Annotated in this window: 8 protein-coding genes and 1 pseudogene; 2 read left to right on the top strand and 7 right to left on the bottom strand. The window is 63.8% G+C overall.

The features are described from left to right. Positions 1-159: 159 nt before the first annotated feature. Together G6P99_RS16695 and G6P99_RS16690 are read left to right on the top strand one after the other, a co-directional pair. Positions 160-1,794, top strand: coding sequence for a thiamine pyrophosphate-requiring protein (locus tag G6P99_RS16695; RefSeq protein ID WP_165128753.1), 1,635 nt, complete (start codon positions 160-162; stop codon positions 1,792-1,794). Positions 1,795-2,029: 235 nt separating this feature from the next. Next, positions 2,030-3,244 (top strand): NAD(P)/FAD-dependent oxidoreductase, encoded by a 1,215-nt coding sequence (locus G6P99_RS16690; protein ID WP_029084093.1) that lies wholly within the window; start codon positions 2,030-2,032, stop codon positions 3,242-3,244. A 52-nt stretch (positions 3,245-3,296) separates the two neighbouring features. On the opposite strand, the gene G6P99_RS16685 is transcribed toward G6P99_RS16690, so the two are convergent. The 7 genes and pseudogenes from G6P99_RS16685 to G6P99_RS16655 all read right to left on the bottom strand — a co-directional run bounded on the left by G6P99_RS16685 (position 3,297) and on the right by G6P99_RS16655 (position 13,323). After that, positions 3,297-4,541 carry an ABC transporter substrate-binding protein gene (locus tag G6P99_RS16685; protein WP_029084094.1) on the bottom strand — a complete coding sequence of 415 codons (1,245 nt, stop codon included), beginning with the start codon at positions 4,539-4,541 and terminating at the stop codon, positions 3,297-3,299. Between the two features lie 41 nt (positions 4,542-4,582). Then, a complete protein-coding gene (locus G6P99_RS16680; RefSeq protein ID WP_029084095.1) occupies positions 4,583-6,064 on the bottom strand; it encodes an ATP-binding cassette domain-containing protein in 1,482 nt (493 codons plus the stop codon). Next, entirely contained in the window at positions 6,064-6,990 is a 927-nt protein-coding gene (locus G6P99_RS16675; protein ID WP_029084096.1) for a branched-chain amino acid ABC transporter permease, read from the bottom strand. Before G6P99_RS16675 ends, G6P99_RS16680 begins: the two co-directional genes overlap by 1 nt. 1 nt (position 6,991) lies before the next feature. Continuing rightward, positions 6,992-7,867: a branched-chain amino acid ABC transporter permease gene (locus G6P99_RS16670; RefSeq protein WP_018270667.1), complete on the bottom strand. Its 876-nt coding sequence runs from the start codon at positions 7,865-7,867 to the stop codon at positions 6,992-6,994. A gap of 93 nt (positions 7,868-7,960) precedes the next feature. Next, positions 7,961-9,184, bottom strand: coding sequence for an ABC transporter substrate-binding protein (locus G6P99_RS16665; RefSeq protein WP_029084098.1), 1,224 nt, complete (start codon positions 9,182-9,184; stop codon positions 7,961-7,963). A 1,428-nt stretch (positions 9,185-10,612) separates the two neighbouring features. Continuing rightward, a pseudogene (locus G6P99_RS16660) lies at positions 10,613-11,580 on the bottom strand (IS481 family transposase). 150 nt (positions 11,581-11,730) lie between these two features. Further along, entirely contained in the window at positions 11,731-13,323 is a 1,593-nt protein-coding gene (locus G6P99_RS16655; protein WP_029082047.1) for an MDR family MFS transporter, read from the bottom strand. Between the last annotated feature and the right edge of the window lie 39 nt (positions 13,324-13,362).

The following is a 13,362-nucleotide window of genomic DNA, read 5'->3' as shown; positions in this document are numbered from 1 at the left end:
CCGGCAAGGCGCCAAGCCGCGATTGGGCGTAAACGCATATCAGGACTACCTGATCCGGCCTCGGCCGCGCTTTACCGGTCGATGGAATCCTGTTCCTTTATCGGACAGGACGACAACGAGGCCGGACCAAACCGGCCGCATCCAAAGGGAGTGACCGTCATGAAGCTCGGCACCGCGATCGCGGAAATCATGAAGCGCGAGGGGATCGAGATCCTCACGGGCTACCCGGTCAACCACCTGATCGAATACGCCGCCAGTGCCGACATCCGCCCGGTGATGGTGCGCCAGGAGCGCATCGGCGTGCACATGGCGGACGCCATCTCCCGCGTCACCTCGGGTGAGAAGATCGGCGCCTTCTGCATGCAGCACGGCCCGGGCGCCGAGAACGCGATGGGCGGCGTCGCGCAGTGCTATGGCGAATCCGTGCCGGTGCTGGTGCTGCCGATGGGTTATGCGCGCAGGCTTGCCAACATCGATCCGAACTTCAATTCCAGCCAGGCGATGAAGGCGTTCTCGAAGTCGTCCGAGCCGATCAACATCGCCTCGGAGGTCTGCAACATCTTCCGCCGCGCCTTCACCAAATTGAAGAACGGCCGCGGCGGGCCCGTGATCGTCGAAATCCCCGCCGACATGTGGAACGAGGAGGTGCCGGAGCCCTTGAACTACACGCCGGTGCTGCGTACCCGCTACGGCGCCGACCCCGTCCATGTGAAGGAGGCGGCCGCCCTGCTCGTCAACGCCAAGCGTCCGGTGATCTATGCCGGCCAGGGCGTGCACTACGCAAAGGCCTGGCCGCAGCTGAAGCGCCTCGCCGAGCGGCTCGCGATCCCGGTCACCACAAGCCTCGGCGGCAAGTCGTCCTTCCCGGAGACCCATCCGCTCTCGCTCGGCTCCGGCGGCCTGGCGGTGCCGCGCGCGGTGCCGAAATTCCTGGCCGAAGCTGACGTGATCTTCGGCATCGGCTGCTCATTCACCGAGACGTCGTTCGGCATCGCGATGCCGAAGGGCAAGACCATCATCCATTCGACGCTCGATCCGAACCACATCAACAAGGATGTCGAGGCCAGGATTGGCCTGGTCGGCGATGCCGGCCTCGTGCTCGACGCGCTGCTGGAGCAGATCGGCAAGACCGTGCCCGCGGATCGCAGCGCGAGCGCCGTCGCCGAGGAGATCGCCGCGTCCCACAAGGAGTGGCTCGCCAAATGGATGCCGAAGCTGACGCACAACGACGCGCCGCTCAATCCCTACCGCGTGCTGTGGGACCTGCAGCACACCGTCGACATCCACAACACCATCATCACCCACGACGCCGGCAGCCCGCGCGACCAGCTCTCGCCGTTCTGGAAGTCGGTCGAGCCGCTGTCGTATATCGGCTGGGGCAAGACCACGCAGCTCGGCTACGGCCTCGGCCTCGCGATGGGCGCCAAACTGGCAAAACCGGACAAGCTCTGCATCAATGTCTGGGGCGATGCCGCGATTGGCTTTACTGGGATGGACTTCGAGACCGCGGTGCGCGAGCGGATTCCGATCATGTCGATCCTGCTCAACAATTTCTCGATGGCGATCGAACTGAAGGTGATGCCGATCTCGACCGAGAAATACCGCTCGACCGATATCTCCGGCGATTACGCCGCGATGGCCCGCGCCTTCGGCGGCTACGGCGAGCGGGTGACCAGGCCCGAGGACATCATCGCCGCGATCAAGCGCGGCATCCAGAAAACCAAAGAAGGCGTGCCGGTGCTGCTGGAGTTCATCACCAGCAAGGAAACCGAGGTGTCGCGGCCGGGGACGTGAGCAGCATCAGAATGTGACCCACCTTCATGGCCGGGCATAGCCGTCCGAAGGACGGCGTCGCTTCCGCTCGCCTATGTCCCGGCCATCCACGTCTTTCTTGACTGACTGAAGCAAAGACGTGGATGCCCGGCACGAGGCCGGGCATGACGAGTTTCAAATGTCCAATTTCACAGCCCACTTGATTTGACCTCGCATGCGCGGGCAAGCTCCCTCCGACAGAAGATCGGAGGGAGAGATGGCGCGCATCCTGGTGCTGGGAGCCGGCTTTGCCGGGCTGTGGGCTGCGCTTGGTGCTGCCCGCAAGCGCGACGAGATCGGCGCGCGGGCGGCGGACACCGAGATTCTCGTCGTCGATCGCAACGCCTATCACAACATCCGGGTGCGCAATTACGAGGTCGATCTCGGCGATGTCGCGCTGCCGCTCAAGGAATTGCTCGATCCGGTCGGCGTCAAGCACATCGTGGCCGATGTCGCGGCGATCGATCCGGCGAAGCGTGAGGTCACGGTCAGAACGAGCGCAGGCACCGAGCACCTCGGCTATGACCGGCTGGTGCTGACGACCGGCAGCGAGCTGGTGCGCCCCGCGATATCAGGCCTTGCCGCCCATGGCTTCGACGTCGACACCTATGAAGCCGCCATCAAGCTCGACGCGCATCTTTCGGCACTCGGCAAGCAGCCGCCGTCGCAGGCCCGCGCGACGGTCGTGGTGGTCGGTGCCGGCTTCACCGGGATCGAGGTCGCGGCCGAGATGCCGGCCAAGCTCGCGCACGCCGGCATCACGGGCGACCGCCGCATCATTCTCGTCGATCCCAATCCCGTGGTCGGCGCAACCTTCGGCGCGCATGGCCGTCCCGTCATCAACGAGGCGCTGTCCGCGCTCGGCGTCGAGACGCGGCTGAATGTCAGGGTCAACGCCGTCGATGCCACGAGCATCACACTAAGCTCGGGCGAGATCATTCCGACGGAGACCGTAGTGTGGTGCGGCGGCATGCGCGCCAGCCACCTCGCCGCAACGCTGCCGGTCAAGCGCGACGGGCTCGGCCGCCTTACGGTGGATGATTATATGCGCGCCGAGGGCCTTGCTGATGTCTTCGCCGCCGGCGATGTCGCCGCCTGCCTGATCGACGGCGAGCATCCGACCGTGATGTCCTGCCAGTTCGCGCGGCCGATGGGCCGCTTCGCCGGCCACAATGTGGTGGCGGATCTGTTCGGTGAAAAGCTGCTGCCGCTCAATATCGACTGGTATGTGACGGTTCTCGATCTCGGCGCCTGGGGCGCGCTCTACACGACCGGCTGGGACCGCGAGGTGCACACCACCGGCGCCGCCGCAAAGCTCACCAAGCAGACCATCAACCAGCAGCGCATCTATCCGCCGCGCAACGGCGATCGCGCCGCACTGCTCGCCGCGGCGGCGCCGACCACCCAGGCGGCACCGCCGACGCGCAAGTAAGAAGGGCGGCCACCGTGTGACCGCCCCTCTCTAGACGTGACGGCTCGCTCCCTTACTGCGACAGCTTCACAAAATTCGGAAACTTCAGCTGGCCCTCAGCGATCGCCTTCGGCCAGACCGTGATCTGCTTGCCGCTTTGCCACTGGAACACGAGGCCGGTGACCGCGCCGGGACCGGACTTGATGCCGTGGGTGAACTCGTCGTTCTTGCCGTAGAACTGGATCTTGCCGATGGTGCCGTCGAAGTCGGTCTTCTCGAGCTCGGTGACCATCTTGTCCGGATCGGTCGAGCCGGCGCGCTGGATCGCCTCCGCGATGATATAGACCTCGTCATAGGCGGTGTAGCCGGTATAGGCCGGCGGCGTGCCGAACTTGGCCTTGAAGGCGGCCGCGAACGGCTTTGTCTTCGGCGTCACCGCGACGTCGGGCGTCGCCACCGCGAGCGATGGCACACCTTCCGCCGCGCCGTTGGTATCGCCCCAGAACGACGGGCTCAGCGCCTGCGCGCTGATGCCGAACATCGGGATCGGCACCTGCTGGTTCTTCCACTGCACGGTCGGCTGCACGCCGACATGGGAGATGCCGGTGACGATCACGTCGGGTTTTGCGCTCTCCATCTTGTTGAAGATCGGCGTGAAGTCGGTGGTGTCGGGCGAGAAGCGGATGTGCTCGACCACCTTCAGCCCGGCCTTCGGCAGGCAGGCCTCGTAGCCGACGTCGAGCGGCTTGGTCCAGGCCGCGTCCTCGCTCATGATCGCAACGGTCTTCATCTTGAGCTGGTCGACCAGCAGCTCCTTGGCAGCGTCGCAGACCAGCTGCGCCTGCGCCGCCGAGGTCAGATAGCCGTGGAACGTGTACTTGTTCTTCTCATAGTCGTTATGAACAGCCTTGGTGATCTCGTTCGAGGCGGCGCCCGGCGTGATCAGCGGCATCTTCAGCCGCGAGGCCCACGGCTCCAGCGCGAGCACGACCTCGCTGATGTAGCTTGCGATCACGGCGGAAACCTTGTCCTCGCTCACCGCGCGCTGGAAGGCGCGCACCGAGTCCGCCGACGAGCTCTTGTTGTCGTAGGTCACGATCTCGATCTTGCGGCCCATCACGCCGCCCTTGGCGTTGATCTCGTCGGCCGCGATCTGCGCGCCGCCCGGCGTCGCCGCACCCGCGATCGACTGCACCTCGGCGATGACGCCGATCTTGATCGGGTCGTTGGATTGCGCATAGGCCGGCGCCGCGAGGCATAGCGCGAGCGCGGAGGCCAAAAAGCTCACGCGGGTGGCGGTCGAATATCCTGGCATCATGATCTCCCTTGCTTTGCTTTCTTGTTGTTGATGGTCGAACGTCAGAGAAAGTCTTTGCCGGCCTCCGCCGCGAACCGGCCGGGGTCGCCCTCCCACACGATCCGCGCGTGCTCCAGCACATAGACGCGGTCGGCATGCGGAAGCGCAAACGTCACGTTCTGCTCGCCAAGCAGCACCGTGATCCTGGTGGTCTGGCGCAGCTTCTCCAGCGCCTTCGACAGCAGTTCGAGGATGACCGGCGCAAGTCCAAGCGTCGGCTCGTCCAGGATCAGGATCTGCGGCTGCATCATCAGCGCGCGGCCGATCGCCAGCATCTGCTGCTCGCCGCCGGACAGCGTCTGCGCCATCTGGCCCTGACGTTCTTTCAGGATCGGGAACAGCTCGAACAGCCAGGCAAGTTGCTTGGCCCGCGCCGCGTCGTCGAGATGCTGGCCGCCGAGATCGAGGTTTTCCCGCACCGTCATTTCGCCGAACAGTTCGCGCGATTCCGGGCACTGCACGAGGCCCGAGCGGGCAATCTTCGCCGGCCCCGTGCCGTGCAATTTCTCGCCGCCGCGCAGGATCTCGCCGGTATAGGGCAGGAAGCCCGAGATGGTGTTGAACAGCGTGGTCTTGCCGGCGCCGTTGAGGCCAACGATGGAGACGAACTCGCCCTCATGGACGTGGATCGAGACGTTCTCCAGCGCCTGCGCCTTGCCGTAATGCACGCTGACATTCTGGACCTGCAGCAGCGGCACCTTGTCCTTGAACGAGGTCTCGGGCCGCGCATGGGTTTCGATCGCGCCGCCGAGATAGACCCGACGCACGGTCTCGTTCTTCATCACCTCGTCGGCGCGGCCGGTCGTGATCTCCTCGCCGAGATACATCGCGAGCACGCGGTCGACCAGCGCTGCGACGCTCTTGACGTTGTGGTCGACCAGCATCACCGCGCGGCCCTCATCGCGGAAGCTGCGGATCAATTGCGAGAACGTTCCGACCTCGGTGCTGGTGAGGCCCGCGAAGGGCTCGTCGACCAGCACGACTTTTGGATCGCGCGCGATCGCTTTGGCGAGTTCCAGCCGACGCAGATCCGCGAATGGCAGCGTCGGTGGACGACGGTTCATCACCGCGCCAAGGCCAACGCGCTCGGCGATCCACTTGGCGCGCTCGGTCAGCGCCTTGTCGGGAAACAGCATGAACAGGCTGTCGGGCAGCAGCGCGACCATGATGTTTTCGAGCACAGTCTGCCGGTTCAGCGGCCGCGAGTGCTGGAACACCATGCCAAAGCCCTTGCGCGCGATCTTGTGCGCAGGCAGCCCGGCGACGTTCTCGCCCTCGAACAGCACCTCGCCCGCGGTCGGGCGCTCGATGCCCATCACGCTCTTCATCGCGGTCGACTTGCCGGAGCCGTTCGGCCCGATCAGGCCGAGGATCTCGCCGGGGCGCAGCTCGAAGCTTAGATTCTTCACCGCGGTGAGGCCGCCGAACCGCTTGGTCAGGCCGCGCACCGCGAGCGTCGGGGTGGTGATCACAGTCTGGTCCATCAGGAGCGCGCCTCGCGTGACAGGGCCGCTCCGAGGAAACCGCCGGGGAAGAACAGGACGACGAGCAGCGCCACCGCCGAGACGATGAAGGTCGCAAGCTCGCCGGTCGGGCGCAGGAATTCGCCGGCGACGATCAGGAAGATCGCACCGAGCGCAGCACCCAGCACGGTGCGCCGGCCGCCGAGCACGGCAGACACGATGACGTTCACGCCGACCGCGACGTCGACCACGGTGCCGACCGAGGCGGTGCCGAAGTAGAACACCAGCAGCGCCCCCGACAGGCCCGAGAAGAAGGCGCTGACGATGAACGCCGCGAGCTTGTGCTTGACGATGTTGAAGCCGAGCGCGCCGGCCTGCACCGGGTCCTGCCCGCTCGCCTGCAGCACCAGGCCGACAGGCGATTGCGACAGCCCGTAGAGGATAGCCGCGCTGATGGTCATGAAACCGAGCGCGATCCAGTAATTGGCGCCGGCATTGATGGTGATGACATCGGGAATGGTGAGCCCGATCTCGCCGCCGGTCAGGTCAGCGAACACCACGATGAAATTCTGCAGCATCAAGACAGCAACCAGTGTGGTCAGGCCGAAATACGGCCCCCTCACCCGCAGCGCCGGCAGCGCCAGCACGAAGCCCGCGACGACCGACGCCAGCGCGCCGAGCAGGATGCAGAGATAGACCGACCAGCCGAACTGGTTGTTGAGGATGCCCGCGGTGTAGGCGCCGGTGCCGATCAGGAAGGTCGGGCCGAAATTGACCTCGCCGGCGAAGCCGAACAAGAGGTCCCAGGCCATCGCGAACACGCCGAAATAGAACGCAACGGTGAGGAGGCCAAGGATGTAGCCCGAGACGTAGAACGGCAGCGTTGCGGCAAGCACCACGCAGACCAGAGAAATGAAGAACAGGCGCGACGTGAAGAAATTGGCCATGTCAGCGCCTCCCGAGCAGGCCCTGGGGCCGGATATACATCACGAACACCAAGAGCAGCAGCGCTGGAATGGTGCGGTAGGCCGGCGAGATCATGTAGGCCGTGATGGTCTCGAGATAGCCGACGACGAAGGCCGCGATCAGCGAGCCCGAGACGCTGCCGAGGCCGCCGAGCACCACGATCGAGAACGCGCTCGCGGTCAGCGGCCCGACGCTGTAGGAGCTGACGCCGAGGAACATGCCGAGCAGCACGCCGGCGATGCCGGCGAGAATGCCGTAGATGCCCCACACCACGATATAGATCTGCGTGAGTTCGAGGCCGAGCAAGGTGACGCCGCGCGGGTTCATCGAGGCCGCCAGCACTGCTTTGCCGGTGCGGGTGCGGTTCACCAAAAGCCAGAGCAGGCCGATCACGAGGCAGCACACCAGCGCGGTGAAGATGTTGTTGCGCGGCGTGCGGTTGCCGAAGATATCGACGACGCCCTCGACGATCGGCAGCACCGTCTTGGCGTTGTTGGTGAAGAAATAGGCGATCAGTTCCTGGATCATGATGCCCCACAGCAAGGTGCCGGTGAGGACGAAGATTTCCTTCTCCTCGTTGGGGATTCGCCTGGAATTCTGGATCGGCTTGACGACCGCGAAATAGGTCGCGAACGACACGATCAGCGCCACGCCGACACCGAACAGCGCGCCGGTGTAGATGTCGAGGTGCAACACGCTGGCCGCGGCCCAAGCCGCGACCGCTGCGGCCACCATGATGGCACCGTGGGAGAGGTTGAGAACGCCGGAGACACCGAAGATCAGGGTGAAGCCGGTCGCGCCGAGCGCATAGAGCGCACTGATGGCAAAGCCATCGATCAGGATTTGTAAGGCGAGCATCTCAGATTGGCCGCGGCAGCAAGGCTGCCTGTTGTGGAGGACGCGAAACCGAAACGGATGCTCCCGGGAGGGACTCGGGAGCATGCTGATCGGTCAGTTCGTGGGGACCTTGACGAAGCTCGGGAACTTGAGATCGCTCTTGGCGACCTCCTTCGGCCAGACCGCGACCTGCTTGCCGCCCTGCCACTGCAGCATCAGTCCGGTGATCAGACCCTTGCCGTACTTGATCGAATGGGTGAACGGATCGTCCTTGCCGTAGAACTGGACGCGCCCGATGGTGCCTTCCCAATCGGTCTTCTCCAGCGCATCGACCATCTTGTCGGCCTCGACCGAGCCGGCGCGCTTCACCGCATCGGCGATGTAGTAGACCTCGTCATAGGCGGTGTAGCCGGCGTAGGACGGATAGTTGCCGTAGCGCTTCTTGAAGTCCTCCGCGAACGGCACCGACTTCGGCGTCACCGCGACGTTCGGGCCCGACACGCCCTGATACAGCACGCCTTCCGCCGCATCGTTGGTGTCCTTGCCGAAGGTCTCGTTGGTCGCCTGCGAGGAAATGCCGAACATCGGGATCGGCACCTGCTGGTTTTTCCACTGCACCGTCGGCTGCACGCCGACATGCGAGATGCCGCTGATGATCACGTCGGGCTTCGCGGCTTCGACCTTGTTGAAGATCGGCGTGAAGTCGGTGGTATCGGGCGAGAAGCGGATATGGTCGACGACCTTGAGCCCGATCTTCGGCAGGCATTCTTCATAGCCGACATCGAGCGGCTTGGTCCACGCCGCGTCCTCGCTCATGATGACCGCGGTCTTCATGTGCTTCTGATCGACCAAAAGATCCTTGGCGGCATCGCAGACCGACAGCGCCAGCGCCGCCGAGGTCAGATAGCCGTGGAAGGTGTACTTGTTCTTCTCATAGTCGGCGTGAACGCTCTTGCTGATCTCGTTGGAGGCGGCGCCGGGCGTGACGAACGGCGTCTTCAGGCGCGAGGCCCACGGCTCAAGCGCCAGCACCACTTCGCTGATATAGCTCGAGATGACGACGTTGACCTTGTCCTCGTTGACCGCGCGCTGGAATGCGCGCACCGAATCCGCCGAGGATGAGTGATTGTCGTAAGAGACGATCTCGATCTTGCGGCCGTCGATGCCGCCCTTGGCGTTGATCTCGTCGGCGGCCAGCTGCGCCGCCTGCGGGATCGACGCCCCCGCGATCGCCTGCGCTTCGGCGATCACGCCGATCTTGAGGGTATCGGCGGCCAGCGCTCCGCTCGGCGCCGCGGCCAGCAGGCCCAACACGGCCGCTCCGGTAAGTTGCTGCATCGCATGAAAAGGCAGTCGCGATGTTGTTTTCACCCTGTTTCACTCCTCTTGTTCTTCTTCGGCCGCTTCGAGCTCTTGGGGCGGGACTATAGCTGCGACAAAATGCGCAGCAAGTGAAACTGCGCGCAGATCGCCATGCATCGACGGCAACTAAAGTAGTGGGTCGGCGCTTTCGGGCTGAACAAAGATGAGGCAGTGGGGTCTCGGCGCCGTGATCTTCCGTGAAGCAGGACGCGGAATGGCTGACGACTCCTTTCAGTCCGACGAACGCCGATCTCTCTTCTCGTCATTCCCCGGTGCGCAATTGCGCATCTGGGGGTGAGCGAAGCGAGAGACCGGAATCCATCGAGCAGCATGCATTGGGTGACATGGATTCCTGCTCGTCGCATCGCGATGTCGCGGAATGACAGCGAGGTGAGCACGCCGATTGGGCTCCCTCCCCCCTTGCGGGGGAGGGTTGGGGAGAGGGGTAAGCCGCGGGCGAGATAGTCGCCATGAAGCTCGTTCTCGCAATTTCGATCACGTAGCATTCAAGCACACATTGAGAGAGCACGTCGTGTAGCACCCCTCTCCCTAACCCTCTCCCGCAAGGGGAGAGGGAACCCGTCCGCCGGTGCTTCCCTTACACGCCAATCACTGAGTTGCCCGACGGCGCAAGCCCCTCGCGCAAAAATATTTCGCTTTATCAGAAGTTTAGCCCAGTGTATAAATCCGTCCGTCTCACCCGATCGAGGGGCGCTTCGCGGTCGTCACGAACGCGGTGTGAGATGCGGTGGACGCTGAGATCACGACGGACGAAGCGTGATTGGAGGCGGACGGTGAAGTCGTGTGGTCCTGACGCCCTAGTGGCCGGTGTCCCCTTGCGAAACGCGAACGCGTTTCTGCGAAGGCGGTGACAAACAAGCCCAGTCTCGCCGGGGAGAGCACGAAATAAGCCGTAACCCATCGCGCAGGGAAAGCCGGATTGCTCCGGTTACACCTGTGGTCCTACCCCCGAGCTTTCTACCTTTGCTCGGGGCCCATGGGTGCGATCGGCACCCGGCTTTCCCTGCGCCCTCTGCTCAACGAGAGGGCGGAACGAAGAGCAAGACTCGGGCAATTCATGTCGTGAGAACGCGAAGCTGTATCCCCACTCACACTGTCATCGCCCGGCTCGACCGGGCGATCCAGTACGCCGTGGCCCATCCACTCAAGCACAACTGTTTCTGGAATACTGGATCGCCCGGTCAAGCCGGGCGATGACACCGCGCGGTTTGACAGGTTGAATCGAGAACCATCCTCATCGTCGTCCTGGCCTAGTGCGCAATTGCGCACGGGAGCCAGGACCCATTACCCCAAATGGCAATTGTTGCGCGACGCTGCGGCCACGATCGCTACGACAACCAAAATCGGTGGTCATGGGTCCCGGCTCCCGTGCGCAATTGCGCACTAGGTGTTTAGTCCCGGCATTTGCTGGAGCGGATTGAGGGTGAATCGTTCGGGCTCCTTTGTCCAGGCTTTGCAGATATATTCGTAGGGCGTGAGGCCCTTCAGGGTCTTCAGCCGCCGAGCGTAGTTGTATGCGTTAATGAAGTCAGCAAGGTGTGCTTCGAGCTGATCGTGTCGATCGTAATGATAGCGTTGGACGGTCGCTTCCTTGATCGTGCGGTTCATGCGCTCGACCTGCCCATTGGTCCAGGGATGCTTGATCTTGGTCAGCCGATGTTCGATGCCATTCTCTTGGCAGCGCATATCGAACATATGTGTCACGTATCTTGCCGTCGGGCCGTCCGCGTAGCGCGGCAAGAAGGTGAACTGGATCCCATTGTCGGTGAGAACCGTATGGATCTTGTAGGGCACAGCCGCGATCAGAGCTTCGAGGAAGGCGGAGGCGGAGGTCCTTCCCGTCTTCCTGACCAGTTGCACGAAGGCGAACTTGCTGGTGCGATCGATGGCGACGTAGAGATAGAGCTTGCCTTCAGCGGTCTGGAGCTCAGCAATGTCGATGTGGAAATAGCCGATCGGATAAGCCTTGAACTTTTTCTTCGGAGGCTTACTGCCTTCGACCTCCGGCAATCGACTGATGCCGTGGCGCTGGAGACAGCGATGCAGGGATGATCGCGTCAGATGTGGGATGGTCGGCTGAAGCGCATAGAGGCAATCGTCGATTGCGGCAATAGCGTATGCCGCCGGAAAGCAACAATGATCGCCTCCTCCTCGATGGAAAGCACGGTCGATTTGGCTTCCGTTGGGCCTGTCGGGAGATCGGCGACTGTCTCGCGCCCCTTCCACTTCGCGACGGTCTTTTGGTTGATCCCGTAGCGCCTGGCGAGCGCTCTCAGGCTCTCTTGACTATCTTGTATTGCTCGACGGATTGCCTCCGTCGTGGTGGCGCAGCCGTGTAAAACCTGTCCCATAGCGCATCCTTCGAATCGTGCGATAAGAATGCACCATCAAAGCTTGGGACTAAATACCTAGGCCGGGACGACAGCGGTGAATTTGGCGTCGTCGCAGAATCATTCCTGCGTTCGTTCAGCGGGACGACATCGGTGAGCTTGGCTCACGCCCTACTCCGCCATCTCGGCCGGTGCCGCAGCTGGCCCGGCGAGCGGGCGCTCTTCCATCGTGATCATGCAGATCGAAGCCGTGGTCAGCAGCGCGGCGGCGGCGCCGAACACGTAGCGGAACGCCGTGATCATGTCGGCCATCGGGATCGCGCTCACGGCGCCTGCGGCCGCAGCATGATGCTCGCCGTTGAGCGAAATATCGGGGCCCAAGGTCATCAGCAGGATCGTGGTGAAGGCGGCGACCGTGAAGGAAGCCATCATCGCGCGGAAGAAGTTCATCGCGCCGGTCACGGTGCCGACCTGCGGCCGCGCCACTGCGTTCTGCAGCGACACCACGCTGATCGGGAATGTGGTGCCGAGCCCGAGTGCGAACACGCTCATCAACAGCAGCAACCCCCACAGCGGCAGCGTCGTCACCGCCATGCCGACGGCGCAGATCGCAGCGACCGAGGTGCCGACGATCGCGACGCGCTTGTAGTGCCTGGCCTTCGCCATCGTCCGTCCGGCGATCGCCGCACCGAAGGTCGAGATCGCCGCGAGCGGGATCAGCGCAAGGCCGGCCTCGCTGGCGGTGAGGTGATAGACCACCTCGTAATACAGCGGCAGGTGCACGGTCAGGCCAACCATGGCGCCAAGCGCACAGCCGCCCGCGCCCATCGCGAACGGCACCACCGAGCCGCCGAGCAGCGACAACGGCAGGAACGGCTCGTCGGCCCGGCGCGCATGCCAGACGAAGGCGCCGGCGAGCGCGATCGAGGCGCCGATCATCGCCGTGATGGTCGGCGACAGCCAGGACAGACGGGTGCCGCCCCAGGTCAGCACCAGCATCAGCACGACGGCCGAGGCCATCAGCAGCACGCCGCCGAGCCAGTCGACCTTGCGCTTGCGGTGGAACACCGGGATCTTGCTCATCTTCGGCAGCAGCAGCGCCAGCGCCGCCGCGGCGAGCGGCAAATTGATCCAGAAGATCATCGACCAGTGCAGATGCTCGGCGAACACGCCGCCGACGACGGGGCCGAGAATGCCGCCGGCCATCCAGACGCTGGAGAAATAAGCCTGATAGCGGCCGCGCTCGCGCGGGGTCACCACGTCGGAGATCACGGTCTGGACAACCGGCATGATGCCGCCGCCGCCAAGCCCCTGCAGGCCGCGGGCAACGATCAGCATGGTGATGTTGGGCGCGATCGCGCACAGCACCGAGCCGACCACGAACAGGCTGAGCGAGGTGATGATCATGACGCGGCGGCCATAGATGTCGCTCAGCGTCCCGAACACCGGCGCCACCGCGGTGGAGGCGAGCAGATAGGCCGTGATCACCCAGGACAGATTGGTGACGTCGTGAAACTGGCGTCCGATCGTCGGCAGCGCAGTGGCGACGATGGTCTGGTCGAGCGCGGCCAGGAACATCGTCAGCATCAGGCTGATCACGATGGTGCGGACTTCATCCGGATTGAGCGGTGCCGGCGGCGCCAGCGGCGGCGCGTCGCTGAGTTCGATCACCTCGCTCGGGAGGCGGGACAGCTCTTCGGCAATGTCGTCGGGCAATGTCGCTTGGTCGGCAGGAATCCGGCTCTGCCGTTCATACTTGTTCATTTGAGGCGTAATGCTGCTGCGCGGGCTGATCCCGCGATG

Source organism: Bradyrhizobium sp. 6(2017) (assembly GCF_011058295.2).
Lineage (GTDB): Bacteria > Pseudomonadota > Alphaproteobacteria > Rhizobiales > Xanthobacteraceae > Bradyrhizobium > Bradyrhizobium septentrionale.
Note: the sequence above shows the minus strand (reverse complement) of the source record. Positions and strands in the feature narration are given on the sequence as shown.

Coding starts and splice junctions, on each gene's coding strand:
- G6P99_RS16695 (WP_165128753.1), top strand. CDS start 160: ATGAAGCTCGGCACCGCGATCGCGGAAATCATGAAGCGCGAGGGGATC.
- G6P99_RS16690 (WP_029084093.1), top strand. CDS start 2,030: ATGGCGCGCATCCTGGTGCTGGGAGCCGGCTTTGCCGGGCTGTGGGCT.
- G6P99_RS16685 (WP_029084094.1), bottom strand. CDS start 4,541: ATGATGCCAGGATATTCGACCGCCACCCGCGTGAGCTTTTTGGCCTCC.
- G6P99_RS16680 (WP_029084095.1), bottom strand. CDS start 6,064: ATGGACCAGACTGTGATCACCACCCCGACGCTCGCGGTGCGCGGCCTG.
- G6P99_RS16675 (WP_029084096.1), bottom strand. CDS start 6,990: ATGGCCAATTTCTTCACGTCGCGCCTGTTCTTCATTTCTCTGGTCTGC.
- G6P99_RS16670 (WP_018270667.1), bottom strand. CDS start 7,867: ATGCTCGCCTTACAAATCCTGATCGATGGCTTTGCCATCAGTGCGCTC.
- G6P99_RS16665 (WP_029084098.1), bottom strand. CDS start 9,184: ATGCAGCAACTTACCGGAGCGGCCGTGTTGGGCCTGCTGGCCGCGGCG.
- G6P99_RS16655 (WP_029082047.1), bottom strand. CDS start 13,323: ATGAACAAGTATGAACGGCAGAGCCGGATTCCTGCCGACCAAGCGACA.